24 protein-coding genes and 1 tRNA gene are annotated in these 21,864 nt (G+C 65.2%); 12 read left to right on the top strand and 13 right to left on the bottom strand.

The annotated features are described in order from the left end of the window. Nucleotides 1-85: 85 nt before the first annotated feature. From ACX9OT_RS12475 to ACX9OT_RS12500, 6 genes are all read right to left on the bottom strand, one after another. Nucleotides 86-2,275: a YjbH domain-containing protein gene (locus ACX9OT_RS12475; protein ID WP_459002345.1), complete on the bottom strand. Its 2,190-nt coding sequence runs from the start codon at nt 2,273-2,275 to the stop codon at nt 86-88. Beyond that, nucleotides 2,272-3,024 carry a capsule biosynthesis GfcC family protein gene (locus tag ACX9OT_RS12480; RefSeq protein WP_459002347.1) on the bottom strand — a complete coding sequence of 251 codons (753 nt, stop codon included), beginning with the start codon at nt 3,022-3,024 and terminating at the stop codon, nt 2,272-2,274. Before ACX9OT_RS12480 ends, ACX9OT_RS12475 begins: the two co-directional genes overlap by 4 nt. 3 nt (nt 3,025-3,027) lie before the next feature. After that, nucleotides 3,028-3,711: a YjbF family lipoprotein gene (locus ACX9OT_RS12485; protein WP_459002349.1), complete on the bottom strand. Its 684-nt coding sequence runs from the start codon at nt 3,709-3,711 to the stop codon at nt 3,028-3,030. Between the two features lies 1 nt (nt 3,712). Further along, the gene (locus ACX9OT_RS12490; RefSeq protein ID WP_293794802.1) at nt 3,713-4,822 is read right to left on the bottom strand and encodes a polysaccharide biosynthesis/export family protein; all 1,110 of its coding nucleotides are present in this window, start codon (nt 4,820-4,822) and stop codon (nt 3,713-3,715) included. An 80-nt stretch (nt 4,823-4,902) separates the two neighbouring features. After that, the gene (locus ACX9OT_RS12495) at nt 4,903-5,253 is read right to left on the bottom strand and encodes a hypothetical protein (protein ID WP_293794804.1); all 351 of its coding nucleotides are present in this window, start codon (nt 5,251-5,253) and stop codon (nt 4,903-4,905) included. Nucleotides 5,254-5,337: 84 nt separating this feature from the next. After that, entirely contained in the window at nt 5,338-5,976 is a 639-nt protein-coding gene (locus tag ACX9OT_RS12500; protein WP_459002352.1) for a phosphatase PAP2 family protein, read from the bottom strand. Between the two features lie 118 nt (nt 5,977-6,094). Here ACX9OT_RS12500 and ACX9OT_RS12505 point away from each other — a divergent pair. After that, nucleotides 6,095-6,171 (top strand) — tRNA-Arg (locus tag ACX9OT_RS12505). A 36-nt stretch (nt 6,172-6,207) separates the two neighbouring features. On the opposite strand, the gene ACX9OT_RS12510 is transcribed toward ACX9OT_RS12505, so the two are convergent. Beyond that, nucleotides 6,208-7,098 (bottom strand): dihydrodipicolinate synthase family protein, encoded by an 891-nt coding sequence (locus ACX9OT_RS12510; protein WP_459002354.1) that lies wholly within the window; start codon nt 7,096-7,098, stop codon nt 6,208-6,210. A 108-nt stretch (nt 7,099-7,206) separates the two neighbouring features. Between ACX9OT_RS12510 and ACX9OT_RS12515 the strand changes: the two genes are divergently transcribed. Further along, complete coding sequence (locus ACX9OT_RS12515) at nt 7,207-7,680, top strand: GNAT family N-acetyltransferase (protein ID WP_094001887.1); 474 nt, start codon at nt 7,207-7,209, stop codon at nt 7,678-7,680. A 7-nt stretch (nt 7,681-7,687) separates the two neighbouring features. On the opposite strand, the gene ACX9OT_RS12520 is transcribed toward ACX9OT_RS12515, so the two are convergent. After that, nucleotides 7,688-8,245, bottom strand: a complete 558-nt coding sequence (locus tag ACX9OT_RS12520) for a GNAT family N-acetyltransferase (RefSeq protein WP_459002356.1) — start codon at nt 8,243-8,245, stop codon at nt 7,688-7,690. 146 nt (nt 8,246-8,391) lie between these two features. Between ACX9OT_RS12520 and ACX9OT_RS12525 the strand changes: the two genes are divergently transcribed. Continuing rightward, nucleotides 8,392-9,285, top strand: coding sequence for a helix-turn-helix domain-containing protein (locus ACX9OT_RS12525; RefSeq protein ID WP_107431766.1), 894 nt, complete (start codon nt 8,392-8,394; stop codon nt 9,283-9,285). Here the strand turns inward: ACX9OT_RS12525 and ACX9OT_RS12530 are convergent. Further along, the gene (locus ACX9OT_RS12530; RefSeq protein WP_049398529.1) at nt 9,233-10,063 is read right to left on the bottom strand and encodes a universal stress protein; all 831 of its coding nucleotides are present in this window, start codon (nt 10,061-10,063) and stop codon (nt 9,233-9,235) included. The two genes, ACX9OT_RS12525 and ACX9OT_RS12530, sit on opposite strands and share 53 nt — an antisense overlap. 171 nt (nt 10,064-10,234) lie before the next feature. Between ACX9OT_RS12530 and ACX9OT_RS12535 the strand changes: the two genes are divergently transcribed. After that, on the top strand, nt 10,235-10,801 hold the full coding sequence (locus tag ACX9OT_RS12535) for a TetR/AcrR family transcriptional regulator (RefSeq protein ID WP_107431768.1): 567 nt from the start codon (nt 10,235-10,237) through the stop codon (nt 10,799-10,801). A 31-nt stretch (nt 10,802-10,832) separates the two neighbouring features. Here ACX9OT_RS12535 and ACX9OT_RS12540 read toward each other — a convergent pair whose 3' ends face one another. Next, on the bottom strand, nt 10,833-11,192 hold the full coding sequence (locus ACX9OT_RS12540; RefSeq protein ID WP_010482617.1) for a response regulator: 360 nt from the start codon (nt 11,190-11,192) through the stop codon (nt 10,833-10,835). Beyond that, nucleotides 11,182-12,345 (bottom strand): two-component system sensor histidine kinase NtrB, encoded by a 1,164-nt coding sequence (locus ACX9OT_RS12545; RefSeq protein ID WP_459002360.1) that lies wholly within the window; start codon nt 12,343-12,345, stop codon nt 11,182-11,184. The genes ACX9OT_RS12540 and ACX9OT_RS12545 overlap by 11 nt, the downstream gene beginning before the upstream one ends. Nucleotides 12,346-12,496: 151 nt before the next feature. Between ACX9OT_RS12545 and ACX9OT_RS12550 the strand changes: the two genes are divergently transcribed. The 5 genes from ACX9OT_RS12550 to ACX9OT_RS12570 all read left to right on the top strand — a co-directional run bounded on the left by ACX9OT_RS12550 (nt 12,497) and on the right by ACX9OT_RS12570 (nt 18,645). Beyond that, the gene (locus tag ACX9OT_RS12550) at nt 12,497-15,607 is read left to right on the top strand and encodes a response regulator (RefSeq protein ID WP_049462031.1); all 3,111 of its coding nucleotides are present in this window, start codon (nt 12,497-12,499) and stop codon (nt 15,605-15,607) included. Then, nucleotides 15,604-16,428, top strand: a complete 825-nt coding sequence (locus ACX9OT_RS12555; protein ID WP_032127427.1) for a CheR family methyltransferase — start codon at nt 15,604-15,606, stop codon at nt 16,426-16,428. The genes ACX9OT_RS12550 and ACX9OT_RS12555 overlap by 4 nt, the downstream gene beginning before the upstream one ends. Further along, complete coding sequence (locus tag ACX9OT_RS12560) at nt 16,428-17,003, top strand: chemotaxis protein CheB (protein WP_107431770.1); 576 nt, start codon at nt 16,428-16,430, stop codon at nt 17,001-17,003. Before ACX9OT_RS12555 ends, ACX9OT_RS12560 begins: the two co-directional genes overlap by 1 nt. Beyond that, on the top strand, nt 17,000-18,133 hold the full coding sequence (locus ACX9OT_RS12565) for a hybrid sensor histidine kinase/response regulator (RefSeq protein ID WP_459002363.1): 1,134 nt from the start codon (nt 17,000-17,002) through the stop codon (nt 18,131-18,133). The genes ACX9OT_RS12560 and ACX9OT_RS12565 overlap by 4 nt, the downstream gene beginning before the upstream one ends. Before the next feature lie 83 nt (nt 18,134-18,216). Next, nucleotides 18,217-18,645, top strand: coding sequence for a BLUF domain-containing protein (locus ACX9OT_RS12570; protein WP_032127425.1), 429 nt, complete (start codon nt 18,217-18,219; stop codon nt 18,643-18,645). A gap of 3 nt (nt 18,646-18,648) precedes the next feature. Here ACX9OT_RS12570 and ACX9OT_RS12575 read toward each other — a convergent pair whose 3' ends face one another. Beyond that, nucleotides 18,649-18,969, bottom strand: a complete 321-nt coding sequence (locus ACX9OT_RS12575) for an ArsR/SmtB family transcription factor (RefSeq protein ID WP_071228893.1) — start codon at nt 18,967-18,969, stop codon at nt 18,649-18,651. Nucleotides 18,970-19,055: 86 nt separating this feature from the next. Between ACX9OT_RS12575 and ACX9OT_RS12580 the strand changes: the two genes are divergently transcribed. The 3 genes from ACX9OT_RS12580 to ACX9OT_RS12590 all read left to right on the top strand — a co-directional run bounded on the left by ACX9OT_RS12580 (nt 19,056) and on the right by ACX9OT_RS12590 (nt 21,023). Next, nucleotides 19,056-19,493, top strand: a complete 438-nt coding sequence (locus tag ACX9OT_RS12580) for a YeeE/YedE family protein (RefSeq protein WP_032127423.1) — start codon at nt 19,056-19,058, stop codon at nt 19,491-19,493. Continuing rightward, nucleotides 19,490-19,903: a DUF6691 family protein gene (locus ACX9OT_RS12585; RefSeq protein WP_459002366.1), complete on the top strand. Its 414-nt coding sequence runs from the start codon at nt 19,490-19,492 to the stop codon at nt 19,901-19,903. Before ACX9OT_RS12580 ends, ACX9OT_RS12585 begins: the two co-directional genes overlap by 4 nt. A gap of 67 nt (nt 19,904-19,970) precedes the next feature. Further along, a complete protein-coding gene (locus ACX9OT_RS12590) occupies nt 19,971-21,023 on the top strand; it encodes a linear amide C-N hydrolase (RefSeq protein ID WP_459002368.1) in 1,053 nt (350 codons plus the stop codon). Here the strand turns inward: ACX9OT_RS12590 and ACX9OT_RS12595 are convergent. Beyond that, entirely contained in the window at nt 21,020-21,799 is a 780-nt protein-coding gene (locus tag ACX9OT_RS12595) for a DUF6491 family protein (RefSeq protein WP_049462026.1), read from the bottom strand. The two genes, ACX9OT_RS12590 and ACX9OT_RS12595, sit on opposite strands and share 4 nt — an antisense overlap. Nucleotides 21,800-21,864: the final 65 nt, after the last annotated feature.

Genomic DNA, 21,864 nt, shown 5'->3' on the forward strand with positions numbered 1-21,864 from the left:
GCGCTGGGCAGAACCACTCTGCGTCAGCGCACGGTTCATATCACGTACGGACGTGATCTCATCTGAGAGACGTCGTACCGGATGGTCATTCGCTGATGGCGCGCAGATTGTCGTAGAAGAAGCGCTCATCCTGATCGCCGGTCAGGCCATACAGCCCATACTTCCGGCCCAGCATTGCTCCGCCGTCACGGATCAGTGGATTCCAGTTAAACGCTGCGCGGCCACGCGTGGAGCGAGGCAGGAAGCCGTCCAGTGGGATGCTGAAGTAGATGCCCTTGTCGAAGCTGCCTTCGCCGAAATCGCGTGCCGATACGTTGGTCTTGGTTGCATAAGCGCCCATGGTTACGCCGTTGTCGAACACGCGGGCCAAGTCCAAGGTCGCGCCCTTGTCACCAGCCAAATACTGACCAACCGAAAGGGAGCCTATGATGCGTTCGCGGGCGTCGAAAGCGTAGTAGAGCGTGGCATGGCCGGTGGTGATCCGGTAGTTTCGCAAGCCCCAGTGCTGATCATAGTCGCGCTGCTGTACCCGATTGAGATTGGCTCCGATTGCCCAGCGCTCGCCGGCAGGGCGATAGAGTAGTTCGCCGCCAACACCGGCATACATCCACTCCAGATATCCGGCATATGCGATGCCATAGAGATCCGGCGTCAGTCTGCCAGCAATGTTGGCCTGCAGATTGGGTAGCATCACATCGGATGTGGTGAGGTACTGACGGATGTCTGTGCGAACGCGTGGCAGGCGACTGGGTGCGTTGTACTTGAACTTGTGGTAGTTGTTGGTGATGTCGGCACTGACAGTGGTGGTCAGCCAGATGTTGTCGCGCAGGAACAGGCTCCCCGAATAGTTGGCGGCAACCTGGTACAGGATGAAGCCATCAGGGCCACCAAGGTTCTGCCGGTAGCCGATGTTGAAACCGCCACCGAAAGGCCGGCGCTTAGGCTCGTACAGTGTTTCGCGTGCGCGTGTGTCGGGCAGCTGCAGCTCGGTACTGCGCCGCAGGGCGTCTTCGCTTACCGTTCCGTCCAGATAGCCTGCGAAGGCTTCTCGGCTGACCGAAAGATCCGCGATGGGAATGCCCACGCGGATGGTACGCAAGGTGAACCAGTCGTAGTCATCTCCCGTCGCATTGGAAAGAATGCGTGTCGCCCTGCCCAATGACTTTGACGCGTGCAGGAAGCGATTCGGATAACCGTCGACGTACAGCTCGTGACCGCGGCGCGAAATTCGATCGACGCGGAATCCGGCGTTTCGCTGCAGTTCGGCGCTCACCGATGCCCAGTCGGGAGGAGTGCTGCTCGCGCCGATGCAACGTCTGTTCATGGCTGCGTCGCGCTCGCCATCAGCGCCGACAGGAGGCAGCAATCGCTGCGGCGGCGGGTCGAACGGCTTCGGGGCTGCGGCGGTATTGCCGGGATTGCCCCGTAGCGTCAGCGAGAACATTGCGGCGTCACCGCGCTCCCATGCTGCTGTCAGTTCGATGTTCCGGCTGGGCATATACACGATGCCCAGGTTGATGGGGGTACGTTGGCGCAGGTTGTTGTTGCGGGGCTCCCGACGATAGTCGTTGCCGTCGTATTCGACCTTGAGCACAAGTTCATCCATCGGCGTCTGGTACGTGATGCCGCCAAAGACGCCCACGGGGCCCTTGAACATGTTGCTCAGGCCGAACTTGCCTGCCTGTGCGATGTCGCTGCTTGCGATCGGGCGTCGGTCCTTGAAGCGGTCATCGAGCGCTCCAAGGGGATTGGAGAAATCTCCTCGGTTGCCGATGTAGCCAGTGGCAAGGCCAAGCGATGCATCGATCGGCCCAAAATGCTTGTTGGCGACAACATATTCGCTGGAGAAGAATCCCGTGCCCCCAAGGTCGCGTACGCCAAATGCTACTTCTGGCAGCAGTCGCGATTCTTCCAAGAGCCGCACCTTGAAATCAATGGATTTGTCCTTGTAGTGCTGATCGCCCGCCACGCTCCTGCCATACAGAATGTTGTTGACGTTGATGTAGCGGAAGGACGTTTCCAGCCACGGGAACGGCTGCAGCGTGACGTTGTATCGCGCGTACGGAGCGTTGTAGGACGCGGTGAAACTCAGGTCGCCATCGTTGCCCATGCGCGCCGTCGGTGTCTGCAGCAAACCGATGCCGCCCCACTCATTGGCAGTAGGTGGCGGCGCTTCCTGTGCATGAAGGGCGCAGGACAGCGACAGGGCGAGTGCGCTCAGCGCGAAATGGGCAGGTCGCGCCAGGCGCGCGCTCGGGTAAGGGCGGATTTTCACGGGCTGACAGGCTGGGTGGCGATGAACGCAGCGAAATCGCTGTTGAACAACGGATCGATGTCTTTGAGGAGGTGTTTGCGCACTGGGACATACAGCGTGCCTCCGGCGGCGATCGACTGGGGATCGCCGCGGTTCCAAAGGGCAATGCCCACCCGCTGGATCCTTCCGTCGGGCTGGATCACATAGATGTCGTTGTGGTCGGCCAGCACACTCGGTTGACAGTCGCGCAAGTAGTCCCGGGCGTCGCGCTGCGGAGTGTGCGGTAGAGAGCATGCCTGTTCAACCGCGCCCATGACGGTGATTGTGCGGGGCCGCAGTGGGAATCGCAATGTATCGCCATCGACCAGCACCGGATTCTTCAGGGGTTGTACCTGGATCAGGCGTGCCGCGCTGGCAATGGAGAGTCTGCCAGTTGCTGGGTGTGCATCCAGCCAGTCCTGTAGGGCCCGTGCAAGCGCCATTACCTGTGGGGCGTCGGTTTCTGCCAGCTTTCCAGCACCATACTGCAGCCCCGCGCGCAGGCGCACTTGGTTCTGCAGGGCCAGGGGGCGCTCGAAGCTGATGCCAAGCAGGTAGGCATCGGCGTGTGGGTGTGCCAGTAGCAAGGCGTCGGCAAGTCGTGAGCCGGCGGGTAGGTGGTGCGCGTCGGCCTTCTCAGCGGCGCCTTCGATGCGGATCTGGGCGGCGTGTATGCACCCAGTTGCAAGCAGCGCGGCAAGGAGCGCCGCGCCGGAAAATCTGCGCGTCATTAGTCAGTCCTCGGCCGGACGATAAGGTTTGAGCTGGGTCAGCTCTGCTACGTATCCGGGTGCCAGGTGCTGGCGGCTTTTCCAGATGAAGCCAGTGGTCGGGTCAGCCCAATACACATTGCGTCCGCCCATGCCACCGCCCCGCAACGTTTCTTCGAACCGCTGGAGCGTTCGGCGCGTGCCAAGGATGTCCACCTGCTCCAGCGCGCCGCGCACCAATGTGCCAGTAACGGCTACGTCGATCTGGTAGGCGGGCACCCAGTCATAGCGGCGCTGCACGGTAACTGGCGCGGTCACGGCGCGCAGATCGTCGAAGGGCGAAGGGCCATTGATGCGGGCACTCCATTGTTGTCCAAGGCCGCTGCCACCCAGAAGCAGGCCGTGGCGATCCATTTCGAAGACCGCGTGCGAACCCGCAAACCACTGCTGACGACCTCCATCGACATAGCCCAGCACCGCGACCGCTACAATATCCGGTGTCTGCACCTGCATCTGTGGGAAGCGGTTACTGGCTACGCCATCGACGCTTGCCTGCACAGGGCGGTGGGTGATCAGGCGAAAGGTGTCGGCGGTTGAACGGCTGCCGGTAGTGCAGCCGCCGAGCAGCAGAGCGGCCGCGAAGACCAGCAGCAGCGCGCCAATCGTGCACCTTGCCGATCGATGGCGCGGCGCATCCATGCGCGCCATGTCAGTTGTCCCTGATTTCGGTTCCGGTACGCGCTGCGTTGTACAGGATGTTGGTAAAGGGCAGCAGCTGGTTCACGAAGCGGTTCCAGCGGCTGACACCGGCGGCGCCGACGAATACCACGTCGCCCGGCTGCAGGTGGAATTGGCTGCCGGCCGCGAATGCGGTGGGCGAGCGCGCCTCCAGCTGATAGACCATCGAGGGTTCCTGCTGCAGATCCGTGCTGCCGCGGATGACATACACGGCGTTGCCGTTTGCGGTCTGTTGAAGCAGGCCGCGAGCACGGCCGAGTGCCTGGTTCAGCGAGACATCGCCGGTGCGGAAGCTGTAGGCGCCGGGCTGATTGACTTCGCCCACCACGAAGATCTCTTTGCGATCAAGGTAGGGTACGAAGATGGAGTCGCCATCCTTGAGGAGCAACTGGCGGCCGCCAAACTCGCGGGCCAGGGTTTCCAGGTTGATCGTGTAGGTGATGCCTTCGCGGCTGAGCTGGATGCCCGACAAGTCGGCTTGCTGGTTGTCCAGTCCAGATTGGCTGATCGCATCCGCCAGCGTCAGCGGCGAGGTGCCCAGAGCAATCGGCGAGGATCGCTGGGCAGCGCCTGTCACCCAGACCCGCTGGCTGCCATAGGTGAGGACGGATACGTCCACTTGCGGCGATTCCACGTACTTGGCCAAGCGGGTGCTGATCTCCTCGCGGAGCTGCATCGGCGTCTTGCCTGAGGCTGTGACCTTGCCGATGTATGGGTAGAACATCGTGCCGTCACTTTGCACAAGGCGCCCTGCCAGAGCACCCTGTTGCTGGGGGCCGGCCGGCACGGTCAGTTCCGGGTGATCCCATACGGTGACATAGAGAATGTCGCCGGCGCCGACCGTGTACGGTGCAGGCTGGTAATCGAACAGTGCAGCTGGGAGTGAATTCTGCGTTCGCGCGGCGTTCTCCTGCGCGATCAGCTTCGGCGTGATGGTGACGATTTCCAGCTGACCATCGCCGCTCTTGCGGTCAACGGCGACGTCGCTGCGGCGCAGGTGCTGTCCCGGCGCAAGCGCACAGCTGGACAGTGCCACTGCGGTCAGCGCAGCGGCAAGAAGGCGAGGGGTGATGTTGTTCATGGGAATGAGAGTCTGGCAGGCATAAAAAACCCCCGCCGGGCCGCGCCCGGCGAGGGCCTGAGTGGTACGCGGTGCGCTGATCAGCCGCCGGTGCCGCCAGTACCGCCGGTGCCGCCCGTACCGCCGGTGCCGCCCGTACCGCCGGTGCCGGGGCCGCCAGGGCCCGGGCCGCCGGGATCGGTGCCGTTACCGCCGTCATTGCTTCCGCTGGTGCTGTCGCCGCCGATGCTGTAAGCAACAGCCGCCGCCGCGACTGCAATCACAGTGGTACCGACCACGGCAGCCGACGAGATACCTGCAGCTTCTGCGCCTGCGACTTCAGTCGCGGTAGCTCCAGAGCCGGCCGTAGCCTGCGCTTCCTGCGCGAAACTCATCATCGGGGAGGCGGACAGGGCCGCCAGTGCCACAACTGCGATCGTCTTCTTGAACATGGGAGGCCTGCTCCGTCAGGGAAAATTCCTTTCACATATTCTGAGGATGAACCCTTGCTGTCAAGATTTGTGAAAACTTAGTGTCTAGTGATGGCTTCTGTCTGGCGACAAATGGCCGCGTAGATTCTGGCGCTCGAATGCCTGCGCGCGGCCGGACAGTGTCTTCGCAGTTGCCTTCACGAGGTCATGAGTGTGTAAATCTGCGAGCAATATCGGCGTGGTCATGGCGGCGGCAATGGCCAGCAACGCGGCGCGGCCATGCACCGCCAGGATGTTGCCCAGCGTCTGTCCGTGACGCAGCACCCAAGCCGACGCGGCCAGGCCGAGGCTGAATCCTATGATGATCTCGGAGGGGGAATGAGCCCGCAAAGGCAGTCGAGAGTATCCGATCGCGACTGCAAGCCCCGCGCCAGCGACGGCCCAGACCCGCAAGTGTCGGTTGCGGCCGCTGGCCAGCAGCCATAAGGTCACGGGATAGAGCACGCTGGACATGGCGGCATGCCCGGAGATGCCGGTGAAATCCAGATGCTCCAACCCGAAACCCCAGCCCATGAAGGCGATCTTGCTGGCCAGAGTGGTCGCGGCGACCACCGTGATGGCCACGGCCCAGCGCCATAGCAGGTGGCGGTGGGAGGTTGGCAGGAACAAGGCGAGTACAGTGGCAAGCGGAAACAAGGCGCGGCTGTCGCCGAGTGCAGACAGTCTCTCCCAGAAGGTCATCATGCGGCGACGGTATAAGTGCAGCGGGTAGATGCGCACAGAATACTGATGCTGGGCGTCCTGCAGAACGCCCCGCGCTTGGTCCATTCAGCCAGACGAGGTATCCTTTCCCGCTGCCAATGGCCCCGTAGCTCAGCTGGATAGAGCGTCCCCCTCCTAAGGGGAAGGTCGCCCGTTCGAATCGGGCCGGGGTCACCATTTTCCGCAGGCGCCTGGCAGCCGCACTCCGGGGTTCTACAACAACCCCAGTCCGCCCAGCACCGCCGCCACCTCCTCGCGCTCGCCACCACGCAGCCCCTGCAATGGCAACGGCAGGCAGTCCTCGCCGCACAGCCCCAGCAGCGCCGCCGCGCAGGCCATGACGCGAATCCCGCCGAACCGGTCATACAGGGACCACAGCGGCGCCAGCCGCGCAGACAGGGCAATAGCACCCTCTTCATCGCCACTCCCCACGGCCCGCATGATCTGCAGCGCTACCTCGGGGAAAAGCCCGGCGGTTACCGAATACCAGCCATCGCACCCCGCCAGCAGTCCACGCACCGCCGAGGCGTCACCACTGACGCCCAGCGTCACATGTGCGGGAACGCACGCACGGAGTGCAGCAACGCGGGCGGCCGCATCGGCCGGATCATCAGCGAGGCGCGGAATCTTGATCGAAGCGATGTTGGGCAGCGCGGCGATCCGGCCATGCAGTGCATCGGTAAAGCGGAAATGCGTGGTGCCCGGATTGTCGTAGACGCAGATCGGCGTGCGCACCGCTGCGCATACTGTTTCGAACAGCGCTTGCACCTCGTGATCCTTCAGGGGCTGGTAGGACACGGGGGCGAGCAGCAGGCCTGCAGCACCTGCATTCTCGGCGTCCAGCGCCAGTTCCAGCACATCGCGGGTACGCAATGCACCGATGCCGGCGATCACCGGAACACCCCCGGCGTACGCGAGCGCTTCGCGCAGCACGCGCTTGCGCTCGTGCTTCTCCAGATAGGCGTAGCTGCCAGTGGAGCCAAGCACGCCCATCGAATCAACATCGGAATCGGCCAGGCGCTCGATCAGTCCGGCAAACGCACGAAAGTCGATGCCGGCTTCAGAGAGCGGGGTCAGTGGAAACGCGCTGAGGCCTTTGAACATGGGATCTCCCGAAGGGGGAATGGGCTGGACGCCTAGAATTGTTTATTGTCCTATGACAAAACTCAAGTGTCGCCACGCAGCGTGTCTAATCGTCACGAATGACGCACCATGCGGGTCATGAAACCAAGCCTTTGCGCCGTCCAGCCTTCCCACTACGCCACCATTGCCGATTGGCTTGATTCCGCCGAGGCCACCCAGCGCTGGGCGGGCCCCGGCGTGCCGTTTCCCTTGCCGCAGGAACGGTTCGCGCAGGTGCTCGAACTCGGGCCGAGGCCGGGCTGGGCGCTGCTGGACGAGCAGGGCCAGTGCCTGGGCTTTGGCCAGTACTGGATGACCGACGCCGGCACCGCGCACCTGGGTCGCATCATTGTTTCCCCCCTGGCACGCGGGCGCGGCCTTGGCCGGCTGCTCATGCACGCCTTGAGTGCACAGGCCATGCGCGAAGACGGTGTGCAGCGCCTCACGTTGCGCGTCTATCGTGACAACACCGCCGCCGTGACCCTGTATCGCGACCTCGGTTTCCAGCAGGTTGATGCGTCCTCGACGCCGGAACTTCTGTTCATGCAGCGCACGTCGGCCTGAACTCCGCTCATGCTGGCAAGGTGGCCTGCAGGGCAAACCATTGCTCGCGGGTGATGCGGCTGATGTGCTCTGTGCGGTAGTCGCCGAGGAAGCTGTTGAACTTGTTCACTTCGGTATGGTGATGCTGGAAACCGCATTTACTCTGTGCGCTGAGCGATTGCAGGTTGTCAGCGAAGTAGCCGCACCACAGTGCGTCCAGTTCCAGCTGCATGAAGGCGTGCCGCATCACTTCGCGCGCCGCTTCGGGCACCAGTCCGCGGCCCCAGTACGGAACGCCGATCCAGTAGGCGATCTCACCCTCTCGATCGCTGATCTCGAAGTTGCTGTCGGTGCCGATCAGGATGCCGACACAGCCGATCGCGTGGCCGTCCTCGCGGCTCTGCAGCGCGTAGACCTCTGGCCGGTTGAAGACGGTGCGGATGATTTCGGTACTTTCCTCAACGCTGGTGTGCACCGGCCAGCCGGCGATGGGGCCCACGCGCGGGTCGCGGGCGTACTCGTACAGATCGGCAGCGTCGGTGTCGCGCCAGGGGCGAAGGATCAAGCGTTCGGTGTGCAGCTGCATGTCAATTCCACGGGAACAAAGAGAGTGCACAGGCTAGGTCGCCAGGCGCGATCGGCCCGGAGCGGGACCTTGATGGTTTCGGTACTTTTCACAACGGGTGGCCGAGCCCGGGTATGCTGGGGCCCGGAATACAGCCGGATCGGCCGATGGATCGCGTACCCCAGCTCCTGGACCAGGACGAATCCATGCGCTTGGAGGTCAGTACGCTGGCCGAAGGGCAGGGCGTCCCGCTGTCGTTCGGCCACGCTTATCTGGCGGTGCTGGTATGCGTATCGGGGCGCGCACGCTTTGCACTGAACTTCCGCGAGGTAGCGGTGCAGCGGCACGATGTGCTGGTGCTGGCAGAGGACACGCTGGCGCTGCTGCGGCAGCGCTCACGCGGCTTTCTGGCGGTGGTCTGCCTGATGCCCAAGGCGCTGGCATCGGAAGTGGCCTATGTGCTTCCCAATGCACTGTTCAAGTTCCTGCACGATCAGCCCCACTGCGTGCCGTCGCCGCTGGACGTGCCGCTGCTGCAGGGCTGGCTGCAGCAGTTGATGGATGCGCAGCACAATGGCGGCCGCTATCGTCACGTGATGCTGCGCAACCTGCTGCAGACGTTCTTCCTCAAATTCGCAACGCTGTTGCCGGCGCGCAGTGTGGCCGTGGCGCAGGTCAGCCGACGCGAGCGCTTGGCCTGGAATTTCTGGGAACTGGTCGGTGAGCGCAGCACGCGCCAGCGCGACGTGCAGTCCTATGCCGACGCGCTGTGCATCACCCCGTTCTATCTTTCGCAGCTGACCCGCGAGTGCTTCGACGAAACGCCAAAGGCGTTGATTGATCGCCAGGTGGTGCTGGAAATCAAGGCGCTGCTGACCTACAGCGAATTGCCGATCGGTCGTATCGCCGAGCGACTGTGCTTCGAGGATGCATCCTACCTGTGCCGCTACTTCCGGCGGCACGCCGGGCAGTCGCTGACCGGCTATCGCCGGGCAGGGCAGGGCGGTACTAGTGCGACACGAACAAGGGCGCCGGTACTTCGGCCAGCAGATCCTCGGTGACCCCGCCGAGCACACGCTCGACCACCCGGCTGCGGCTGTAGGGGCCCAGCACCAGCAGGTCGGCGTCGGCATCGAGCACGTGCTGGCGGATGGTCGCGGCAACGCCGCCCTGGCTTGAACTGATCGCCTGGATCTCTACTTCGACGCCGTGCCGCGCCAGGTGCTGGGCCATCTCGGCGCCAGGTGTGGCCTCGGCCTTGGGCGTGTCGACCATCAGCAGGTGCACCGCTTTCGCACGTGCCAGCAGCGGCAACGCATCGGCTACCGCACGACGTGCCTGCTTGCTGGCGTTCCAGGCCACCACGATGCGATGGCCGACCTGGTCGCCTTGCCAATGTGGTGGTACCAGCAGCATCGGCACGCCGGTCTGGCGCAGCGTTCCCAGCGGGTGCCAGCCAGAAGGGGCGCCGGGAGTACGCGGATAGCCGGCGATGATCAGGTCGCAGTACAGCGACTGCAGGGCCAGGTCGGCGCCGCCCAGATAGTCCGAGACGATGCGCAGTTCGGTGCTGATCTGCAGCGGCTCGGACACGGCACGCAGGTTCTGCATCAGCTGCGCGGTGCAGGCGGCATCCGCGCGCGCCTCGTGGTCGAGCGCGGCGGCGATGCCGGCACCGCGCGCGAAGCCGTTGGCGATGTCGGTGGGATGCTGGGCGGTGGAGACCGCGACCAGATGGGCCTGCTGTGCCTGCGCCAGATGGGCGGCGATGTTGAGAACGCGGTCCCCGGTGTCGCTGGCGTCGAACAACACAGCGATATCGCGTAGTGGATGCAGCATGGCGTTGTCTCCTTCGATGCCTGTGACGCGTTCCCTGCCGTGCACCGACCCGGGTGCACCGGACGCATCTCTGTTTTAGCGCATCGGTGATCCGAATGAATCATCTTTGATTCAGTTTATTAATTGGTGATTCATGATAGCGTGAGGGCGAACCCACACCTCAGCGCTTTCATGCGACCTGCCGCAGCACGCACCCGCCGCGACCTGCCCCACGCGCTGGCGGCCACCCTGGTCAGCCATCCACGCTGCACCCTCAGCGAACTCGCGCGCGGGGCCGGTATCAGCCGCGCGACCCTGTACCGGTTTGCGCCCACCCGGGAGGCGATCGACGAGGCACTGTTCGCGGCCGGCTTCGAGCGCGTGGAAGCGGCGGCGGTCTGGTTCGATGAGGGCGGTGACGCGCGCCACGTGCTGGAGCAAGTCACCGCCACGCTGCTGGCGGACTGGGAGCTGGTAACGCTGCTGTTCGCGCGGATGATGGAAGAGCAGCAGCGCCAGGGTGACCTGCATCTGCTGCCGGAGCGCTGGGCGCCGATCGGCGAGCGCTTCGAGGCCTTCTTCCTGCGTGGTCAGGCGGCCGGAGAGTTCAATGTTGGTTTCACCGCAGTGTGGCTCGCGGACTTCTACTGGACCTGCTTCTACGGCATCACCTGGTCACTGGCGCGCGGTCGGCTGGCGCCGGCAGCGGCAGCCTCTACACTGCTGGCTTCGTTCCAGCGGGGAGCGATGAAGGGTTGACCGCAGGGCCCTGCTGCCGGGGCAACGTGGATTACGCCTGCTTCAACAACTGCACCAACTGGCGCAGCCGATACGGCTTGGGCAGGAATTCCACCTGTTCCGGCAGGGGCGGCAGTTGCGAGCGCGCATAACCGGACGACAGGATCATCCGCGCCTGCGGCTGTTCGCGCGCCACATGCTCGCTCAGTTCGATGCCGGACATGCCGTTGGGCATGCTGACGTCGCTGAACACCACGTCGAAACGCGCTTCGCCCTTCAGCAGGGCGGCGGCCTCATGCGCATCGGCGGTCGTGGCCACGTCGATGCCGAGGTCGCGCAGGGCCAGGCCGATCATTTCACGCAGATCGGTCTGGTCTTCCACCATCAATACGCGGATCGGGTCATCGGTCATCGGCAGGGTCCTCCATTGCGGGGAGCAGCAGGCTGACCGTGGTGCCGACACCGGGCGTGGTGGACACGTCGACGAAGCCGCCGCTCTGGGTAGTGAATCCGAACACCTGGCTCAGGCCCAGGCCGCTGCCTTTGCCGATGTCCTTGGTGGTGAAGAACGGCTCGGTCGCCCGTTCGGCGATGTCGGCCGCCATCCCGTGGCCCTCATCGCAGACGCTGAGGGTGACATAGCCACGTTGCAGCGTGGAGTCCGCATCCGGATCGAGGCGATGTTCCAGCGCAGTGCCGATCAGGATGCGGCCGCCTTCAAGGGTAGCATCCGCGGCATTGGCGACCAGATTGGCCAGCGCCGTCTGCAGCTGCAGCGCATCGGTGTTGATCGCAGGCAGGCCGGGCGCCAGCTGGGCATCCAGCACCACCGTGGGCGGGCAGGTGCGTTGCAGGTCCGGCAGCCACTGCCGTATCAGCGCATTGATATCCAGTGGTTCGCGGATCAGGGTCTGGCCGGTGCTGAAGGCCAGCAGCTGGCGGGTCAGCAGCGCACCACGATCGGTCGCGGTCTGCGCCGCATCAAGCAGCTCGGCGGCGCGTGCATCGTCACCGTTCACGCGCAGGGACAGCAGGTCCAGGGCGTTGCCGATGGTGGTCAACAGATTGTTGAACTCGTGCGACAGCCCGCGGCTGAGGCGGCCGACGGTCTCGAACTGTTGGGTATTGCGCAGCGCACGTTGGGCATCACGCAGCAGCCGCTGTGCCTGCCACTGCTCGGTGATGTCGCGGGTGATCTTGACGAAGCCGAGCAGCTCGCCTGCTTCGACGACCGGCTCGATGACCACGCTGGCCCGGAAAGACGAGCCATCGCGGCGCACCCGCCAGCCTTCACTGGCGACGTGACCGTGCTGCGCTGCGAGGCGGAGCAGGCGCTGCGGTTCCCCGGCTTCGCGATCGGCAGCCAGATAGAAACGGCCAAAGTGCGTGCCGACCACTTCACCGGCTGAATAGCCCTTGATGCGCTCCGCGCCCGGGTTCCAGCTGCAGACGATGCCATCAGGATCAAGCAGGTACAGCGCATGGTCGCGCACGCTGTCGATCAGCAGTCGCAGTTGGCGGGAAGGGTCCGTCAGTACGGACGTCGTAGAGGCGGCAGCGTCCACGTAAAAATAAGTGTTACCCCTGTGAGGGACGTGAAGCTAGGCATTCAAGTGTGAAGGAGGCGTGGAGGCGGGACACGTGCCATTTGTCCTGTGCGGCTGAATACGACACGGAGTACCATCACCCACCCTTTGTGTTCTGGAACCGACCTGCATGCGTCCTGGTGCGACTACGCGTGACCGCTGGATCTGGATGACCTCCGCCGTACTGCTGGCAGCGACCATTGCGTTGGAACTGGTGGTTCCGCTGGGCTACGCCGTCTGGCTGGCGTACTTCCTCGCTGTCGGCGTCACGCTGTTCCAGCGCAGTGCACGCGCGCCGTTCATCGTGGCCGTCGTCGCCTGCATCCTGTTGATCATCGGCTACAACGTTGCCCCGGCCAGCTCCAACTCGGCGTTCTCGTTCGTCAACCGCAGCATTGGCGGGTGTGCGTTCCTGATGATCGCGCTGATCGTCTCCCGCGCCATCCAGGCGCGGCGCGACGCGATGCGCGCGCTGTGGCTGCAGGAGGCCGAGAACGCGGTGGCGATGAGCCTGCGCGGTGATCTGGGTCCGGAGCAGATCGCCGAGGCGGCGGCAACCAGCCTGGGGGCTCAGCTGCAGGCCGACGTCGCCGCCGTCTACCGTCTGGAAGGGGGAAGACTGCAGCTGACCGGCGGTCTGGCGTTGCCGTCCGGTATGCCGGCGTCGCTGGCATTGCAGGAGGGCGTGGCCGGGCAGGTGGCACGGGACGAACGCATCCGCCACCTGCATGGGGGGGATGATGCGGTGCTTGAGCTGCAGACCAGCCTGGGGCGGTTGCCGGTGCGCGAGCGCATCCTGGCGCCGATCAGCAGCGATGGTGCGGTGGTGGGCATCATTGAACTGGGACGCACCCGCGCCGGCGAACAGGATCGACTCGATGTCGAGCTGCTGGAGCGCTGTGCCGAGACCATCGGCATGGCGCTGCGTGCATCGCTGCTGCGCGCACAACTGGTGGTACTGCTGGAGGAATCGCAGCGCCAGGGTGAGGAGCTGCAGGCCCAGCAGGAAGAGCTGCGCGTGGCCAATGAGGAACTGGAAGAACAGAGCCGCAGCCTGCTGCAGTCGCAGAGCCATCTGGAAGAACAGCAGGCCGAGCTGGAACAGAGCAACGTCCAGCTGGAAGAGCGGACCCACGAGCTGGAGGCGCAGAAGCAGGCACTGCTGGTCGCGCAGAGCCAGCTGGTGCGCAACAGCAACGAACTGGCCGCGACATCGCGCTACAAGTCCGAGTTCCTGGCCAACATGTCGCACGAGCTGCGCACGCCGCTGAACAGCTCGCTGATCCTGGCCAAGCTGCTGGCCGACAACAAGGACGGCACGCTCACCGAGGAACAGGTGAAGTATGCGCGTGCGATCCTGTCGTCCAACAACGATCTGCTGGCGCTGATCAACGACATCCTGGACCTGTCGCGCATCGAGGCCGGCCACGTCGAGCTGGCCGATGAAGTGGTGGTGACCGACAGCGTGCTGCAGCGCCTGCGCGAGACCTTCGAGCCGATGGCGCGGCAGAAGGGCCTGGCCCTACAGATCGAGGCCGATGCGCTGGCGCCGAGCCAGCTGGTGGTCGACAGCCAGCGCCTGCAGCAGATCCTGAAGAACCTGCTGGCCAATGCGGTGAAGTTCACCGAGCATGGCAAGGTCAGCCTGCACGTGCGTGCGGGCGGTCAAGGACGCATCCGTTTCGAGGTCTGCGACAGCGGTATCGGCATTGCCCGCGAGCAGCTGCAGGTCATCTTCGAAGCCTTCCGCCAGGCCGATGGCAGCACCCGCCGCCGCTACGGTGGCACCGGCCTGGGCCTGTCGATCTCGCGCGATCTGGCCGAGCGCATGGGTGGCAGCATCCAGGTCGACAGTGAACCGGGTCGCGGCAGCTGCTTCATCCTGGAACTGCCGCTGCAGGGCGCGCCGGTTTCGGAACCGGGCGAAGTGCCTGCCGCCGCCTCAATAGCGCCTGCGCCGCAGCCTGCGCCGCCGATCGCTGCGCGCACCGCTGTCGCACCGACCGTTGCATCCGTGGCGCCCGCCACCGCCAGCGTGGCCGATGACCGCAGCCGTCGCCAACGCGCCGGCCGCTTGATCCTGGCCGTCGAGGACGACGCCACCTTCGCCGAAGCGCTGGTGGCCCTGGCGCATGAACTGGACTTCGACTGCGTGGTGGCCGGGACCGCCGAAGAGGCGCTGACCCTGGCCAGCGAACTGCGCCCCAACGGCATCCTGCTCGATATCGGCCTGCCGGACGTGTCCGGCCTGAGCGTGCTGGAGCGCCTGAAGCGCAACCCCGATACCCGGCATATCCCGGTGCACGTGGTTTCGGCGATGGACCGCAGCCAGGTGGCGCGCGAGCTGGGTGCGATTGGTTTCGCGATCAAGCCGACCACGCGCGAGCGGCTGGTAACGGCCATCGAACAGCTGGAACAGACCAGCCAGCGCGACGTGCGGCGCCTGCTGATCGTCGAGGACGACAGCGAGCTGCGCCACAACCTGGAACTGTTGCTGGGCCGTGATCAGCTGCAGATCGTTGCAGTGGGAACGCTGGCCGGCGCGCTGGAGCAGCTCAGCACGGTCACCTTCGACTGCATGGTGATGGACCTGTCGCTGCCCGACGGCAGCGGCTACGACCTGCTCGAGCACATGGCCGGCAATGATGATGTCGGCTTCCCGCCGGTGATCGTCTATACCGGTCGCGCGCTCGGCCGCGAGGAAGAGCAGCGCCTGCGCCGCTATTCGAAGAGCATCATCATCAAGGGCGCGCGTTCGCCCGAACGCCTGCTGGATGAAGTCACCCTGTTCCTGCACAGCGTGGAAGCCAGCCTGCCCACCGACCAGCAGCGCCTGCTGCGCGAGGCCCGCCGTCGCGACACCGTGCTCGATGGCCGTACTGTTTTGCTGGCCGAGGATGACGTGCGCAACATCTTCGCGCTGTCCAGCGTGCTTGAGCCGCTGGGCGTGACGCTGGAGATCGCGCGTAACGGCCAGGAAGCGGTGGATCGCCTGGCTGAGCGCGAGGTCGACCTGGTGCTGATGGACATCATGATGCCGGAGAAGGACGGCCTGGCCGCGATGCGCGAGATCCGCGCGCAACGTCACCTGCAGGACCTGCCGATCATCGCGCTGACCGCCAAGGCCATGCCCGATGACCGCGAGCGGTGCCTGCAGGCCGGTGCCAACGACTACATCGCCAAGCCCATCGACGTCGACAAGCTGGTCTCGCTGTGCCGGGTCTGGTGCTCGCGGCAATGAACGAACAGGCGTTGTTCGACCTGGAACTGAAGGTCCTGCTGGAGGCGCTGTACCAGCGCTACCACTACGATTTCCGCAGCTACGCGGTGTCGTCGCTGCGCCGGCGCATGCGCCAGGCGATGCAGCGCTATGAGTGCGAACGGCTGGTCGACCTGCAGTACCGGCTGCTGCACGAGCCGGAGCTGTTCGCCCAGGCCATGCAGTTCTTCACCGTGCAGGTCTCGGAGATGTTCCGTGATCCAGCGTATTTCCGTGAACTGCGCGAGCAGGTGGTGCCGGTACTGCGCACCTATCCCTCGGTGAAGCTGTGGGTGGCCGGTTGCAGCACCGGTGAGGAAGTGTGGTCGCTGGCGATCCTGCTGCATGAGGAAGGCCTGCTTGATCGCAGCATCGTCTATGCCACCGACATCAATCCGGCCGCGCTGGCCACCGCCGAGGCGGGCGCCTATGGTATCGACCGGATGGCCCAGTTCAGCCGCAACTATCTGGCGGCCGGTGGCACGGCGTCGTTGTCCGACTACTATGCCACGGCCTACGACGGCGCGGTGTTCGACCGCCAGCTGCGCCGCAACGTGGTGTTCGCCGACCACAGCCTGGCGACCGATACCGTGTTCTCCGAAGTGCACCTGGTGTCGTGCCGCAACGTGCTGATCTATTTCAACCGCGACCTGCAGGACCGCGCTGTCGGCCTGTTCCGCGAAGCGCTGGTGCACCGGGGCTTCCTCGGTCTTGGCAGCAAGGAATCGCTGCAGTTCGGATGCCACCATGACGCCTTCGAGGTCTGTTCGCGCGAGCACCGCCTGTACCGGAAGGTGGCCTGATGGCGCTGCCGGCGCGTCCTGCCGTGCTGGTGATCGGCGCGTCTGCCGGTGGCGTGGCGGCCCTGCAGGCGGTACTCGGTGCGCTGCCGGCGACGCTGCAGGTGCCGGTACTGGCCGTGCTGCACCTGCCGCGTGACCGTACCAGCCGCATCGCCGAGGTGCTGGCGCCGTACTGCGCGCTGCCGCTGCGCGAAGCCGAAGACAAGCAACCGCTGCGGCCGGGCACGGTGACGTTCGCGCCGCCGGATTACCACCTGCTGGTGGAGGACGAGGGGGCGGTGGCGTTGTCGGTGGATGCGCCGGTGCTGTTCTCCCGTCCGGCCATCGATCCGCTGTTCGACTCCGCTGCTGCGGTGTTCGGAGCGCAGGTATTGGCCCTGCTGCTGACCGGTGCCAGCAGTGATGGAAGCGAGGGCGTTGCCGCCGTGCGCCGTGCCGGTGGCCGTGCCTGGCTGCAATGCCCCGAGGAAGCCGAGGCGTCGATGATGCCGGCCTCCGCCCTGCAGTACGCCGGCGCCGATGCCGTGCTGCCCCTTGAACTGATGTGTCGTCGCCTGAAGGAGTTGTTTGCATGAATCTGCTGCCACCGGACCCTGCGCAGTCGCAGTCCCCGGTCAACCTGCTGATCGTCGATGACGTACCGCAGAACCTGGTGGCCATGCAGGCGCTGCTGCAGCGCGAGGGCGTGAATCTGCTGCTGGCCGGCTCCGGCGCGCAGGCGCTGGAGCTGCTGCTCGAGCACGAGGTGGCACTGGCCCTGCTGGACGTGCACATGCCGGAGATCGATGGCTTCACCCTGGCCGAACTGATGCGCGGTTCGCATCGCAGCCGCGACGTGCCGATCATCTTCCTGACCGCCTCCCCGGATGATCCCCTGCGCGTGTTCAAGGGCTACGAGAGCGGTGCGGTCGATTTCCTGCACAAGCCGGTGGCGCCGCAGGTGATCCTGAGCAAGGTCAACGTCTTCATTGAGCTGTACCAGCAGCGGCAGCTGCTGAAGGCGCGCAACGAGGCGCTGGAACGCGCGCTCAAGCTCAACGAAACAATGGCGGCGGTGCTGACCCACGACCTGCGCACGCCGCTGTCGGCGATCCTGCTGTGCAGTGACAAGCTGGCGATGGAGATCCCGCAGGACAATGCGGGCGCGCAGCAGACCCTGCAGTACCTGGAGGCAAGCACTCTGCGCATGGCACGCATGGTCGAACAGCTGCTGGACTTCTCGCGGATCCGCAGCGGTGGCCTGCACCTGCAGACCAGTGCCTGCGATCTGGCCGACGTGACCCGCGCGGTGGTGGCCGAAGCGGGCAGCGCGCATGGCGCGGACCGGATCCATCTGGACATGCATGGCGATACGCGGCTGCAGGGCGATCTGGACCGTCTCGGCCAGGTTGCCGCCAATCTGGTCGGCAACGCGCTCACCCACGGCAGCGAGGCGAGGGTGGAGGTGGACGGGCGCGATCCGCGCAGCGTGCTGCTCCGGGTCAGCAATGCCGGCCGGATCGACGACGCGCTGCTGCCGCGGCTGTTCGAACCGTTCAAGGCCAGCTTCCACCAGAGCAAGGGCCTGGGGCTGGGCCTGTATATCGTCGATCAGTTCGTGCGCGCGCACGGGGGGCGCATCGCAGCGCGCAACGAGGCCGGGCAGGTGGTGTTCGAAGCCCTGCTGCCGAGACGCGCAGAAGGGCTGCCTGCAGCGGCAAACTGAATTCTTCAGGAAACATCCACGGGCACTGAGACGGACTCGTCCGCAACTGCTACCGTGGGTGTACATCTTGTCAAGGAAGCACCATGCCACTGCGTGCCATCGCCTACGTCAGCCAGGCGTTGCCGGATCTTTCCGCTGAACGGTTGCAGGCGCTGGTCGACGATGCCGCCCGCTTCAACAAGATGGCGGGCGTGACCGGTGTGCTGCTGCATGACGGCGGGCGATTCCTGCAGTACATCGAGGGGCCGCCGGACGGTATCGATTCGGTGTACGAGCGCATCCTGCAGGCCGGCAGCCATGTCGACATCATCGAGCTGGCGCGCGGCCGCCTGGGCCAGCGTCAGTTTCCGTACTGGTCGATGCGCGCGTTGCCGGTGGATGCGGCGCTGCTGCGCCAGCTGTCGGCCAGCGACTGGTCGGGTTTCAGCCGGGCGCTGGAAGGTGATCGTTCGGCGCCGACCCCGGTGGATCTGCTCGACAACGTCGTGCAGCCTGCCCTGCACGCCGGCTGAGTGTCAACGCGAAGTGCCGCCGCAGTAGGCGGCATGCAGCGCCTGCAGGACGCCCAGTGCGGGCCCTTCAATCACGCGGTAGTGGATGGCCTGCGCTTCGCGACGCGTCGCGACGATATCCAGTTCGCGCAGCACCGCCAGATGCTGTGACAGCGCCGATGCGCTGAGGCCGGTCAATGCCTGCAGTTCCGGTACTGGTGCCTCACCTTCGACGAGGCGGCACAGCACGCGCAGCCGCGCAGGATGGGCCAGGCTCTTGAGCAGCGTTGCAGCCTCTGCGGCGTGTTCGGCCATGGCGGCGCTGTCGAGCGGGGTGCGGGCCATGGTTGACCTTTTTGTTTAGGAGTGTCTAATTTAGATAAATCTAAATCAAAGGGCAATCCCATGAGCGGCGTGAAAGAGGGCAGGGCATGAACCTGCCATGGACTGCGGTGGCTGGCGGAGCGCTGATCGGCGCCGCCGCGGTGTTGCTGCTCGCCACTGTCGGGCGCGTGGCGGGTATCAGCGGGATCGCTGCGGGCAGCCTGCGCGCAGCGGAAGGCGAGCGTGGCTGGCGCTGGGCATTCCTGCTGGGGCTGCTCGCAGCAGCGGGGCTGGTGCTGTGGTGGCAGTCGCTGCCCGAGGCCTCGCCACGTGTGCTGCTGCGCGATGCCTTGCCTGCCTGGCAGTTGATCGGCGCTGGCCTGCTGGTGGGCTTCGGCACGCGCCTGGGGAGTGGTTGTACCAGTGGTCATGGCGTCTGTGGCATGGCCCGCGGCTCGAAGCGCTCGCTGCTGGCAGTGCTGGTGTTCATGGCCTGCGCGATGCTGACCACGTTCCTGGTCCGTCACGGCGGAGGCCTGGCATGAGCCGCGCGGTCGTGGCCGCCGCGGTGGCAGGTGCGCTGTTTGGCGCGGGGCTTGCGCTCTCGGGGATGACCGACGCGCGTCGGGTACTCGGCTTCCTCGATGTGGCCGGTGATTTTGATCCGACGTTGATGTGGGTGCTGGGCTCGGCACTGCTGGTCAGTGCCGTCGGGCAGCGTTGGGTGCTGCGACGCGCGCAGCCGTGGTTCGCACTGCGCTTCCAGCTACCCAGTGCACGTGATGTCGATGCTCGCCTGCTGCTGGGTGCTGCACTGTTCGGTATCGGCTGGGGATGGGCTGGTTACTGCCCCGGACCGGCCATCGCCGGGCTGGCTGTCGCATCGCATGAAGCGCTGTGGTTCGTGCCTGCCATGGTGGTGGGCTTCTGGCTGCACGATCGCTTCGTGCGCTGAGGCTTCACCCCTGTGTCACCATGGATCGGGTCAGATCGAGGGATCACGGGGAAAGGAGCGTAACGACATGGCACGGATGAAGTGGAAGGGAAAGGCAATGCTGGCCATGGCGCTGGCATCTGCGATCACGCCGGCACTGGCCTGCACGCGTGCGGTGTATCGGGGCGACAACGGCGATGTGTTCACTGCGCGCTCGATGGACTGGAAGGTCGATGTGGCGACCAACCTCTACGTGTTGCCGCGTGGCATCGCACGCACCGGCCTGGCCGGTCCGAAATCGCTGGCCTGGACTGCGCGCTACGGCAGCGTGGTGGCCACCGGCTACGACGTGTCGACCACCGATGGCATGAACGAAAAGGGCCTGGTGGCCAACCTGCTGTGGCTGGTGGAATCGGAGTATCCGCAGCAGCGAGGCAACAAGCCGGGACTGGCGATCTCGCTGTGGGCGCAGTATGTGCTGGACAATTTCGCCACCGTGGACGAGGCGGTCGCGGCGCTCAAGCGTGAGCCGTACTCGATCGTCACCGACAAGGTGCCGGGCGAAGACCGCCAGGCGACGCTGCACCTGTCGCTGTCCGATGCCACCGGCGACAGCGCCATCGTCGAGTACATCGGCGGTCGCCAGGTGATCCACCATGACCGGCGCTATCAGGTGATGACCAACTCGCCGATCTTCGAACAGCAGCTGGCCCTCAACAGCTACTGGCAGCAGATCGGCGGCACGGTGATGCTGCCGGGCACCAACCGCTCCGCCGATCGTTTCGCGCGCGCCTCGTTCTACATCAACGCCATACCCAAGGCCGAAGACCCGGTGGAGGCGCTGGCCAGTGTGTTCAGCGTGATCCGCAACGCGTCGGTGCCGTATGGCATCACCACGCCGGGTGAGCCGAACATCTCATCCACGCGCTGGCGCACGGTGGCTGATCACAAGCGGCGGCTGTACTTCTTCGAGTCGGCGTTGACCCCGAACACCTTCTGGGTCGATCTGAACAAGGTCGATTTCGGCGGCCAGGTGCTCAAGCTCGATCTTGGCAAGGACCAGCGCAATACCTTTGCCGGCGATGCACTGGGCCAGTTCGTGCCCAGCGCACCGTTCACCTTCCTGGGCGTCGAGGGTTAGTTCGACGCCTGGCTGGAGGCCGGGTAGACCGCTTGGATCGCGCAGCTGCCGCGGGTGTACTGCGGCAGCGGGGCGATGCTTTCACCGCGCAGATCGTCTGTCTCGAACTCGGCAGTCATGATCCGATCGCCGGGATTGCCACAGATCAGGCCGTTCTGCAGGCCCGAGTGGAAGCTCAGCTGCGGCGCTCGGTCGAGCTGGCGGCAGTGGCTGCCGAGTTCGACCCGGTAGTAGCGGTGGCCGCCATTGCGGCGCGGATTGGTCTCCACCAGCATGCCCTGCGGGTCGGACGACCACGCGCGGACGTTGCGGGTGGCAAAGCAGTACGACGATGAGCCGCCGAAGCTGCGGCGGATTTCCCTGCGCTCGCGGATGGTCACGGCGGGCAGGGTGGCAGTGCGCAGGCGGTCGCTGTCGCGGGCGACGCTGGCGTAGTCGCGATCCTGCAGCGGGGTGACCGCACTGACGGCGCAGCGGCGGCCGTCGACCACGACGCGTTCGCTGGGGCGACCACAGGCCCAGCCGGCAGGTGCTTCCAGCTTCAGCGAGGTAGCACCGCGGACGCCGGGGCAATCCTCGCTGAAGTCGATGCGATAGGCCTGTCCGGAGGCGGCGCGCAGTGCGATCGAGCGCGGTGATGCCTGCTCCACTTCCTGCACGCCGACCGCGTCCATGCAGTGCGGGGCCGGGGGCGTACGCTCCTGTGCGGACGCCGAAGCTGCGAGCGCCAGGCCGAGGCTGGTGGCGAGCATCAGTGACACCTGCCGATGGGTCATGTCCTGCACTCCCTGCGTTGGATGACGGATCGACTATAGCAGCGGTTTGCACGGCCGTTGCTACA

It is taken from the genome of Stenotrophomonas genospecies 3 (assembly GCF_054473855.1).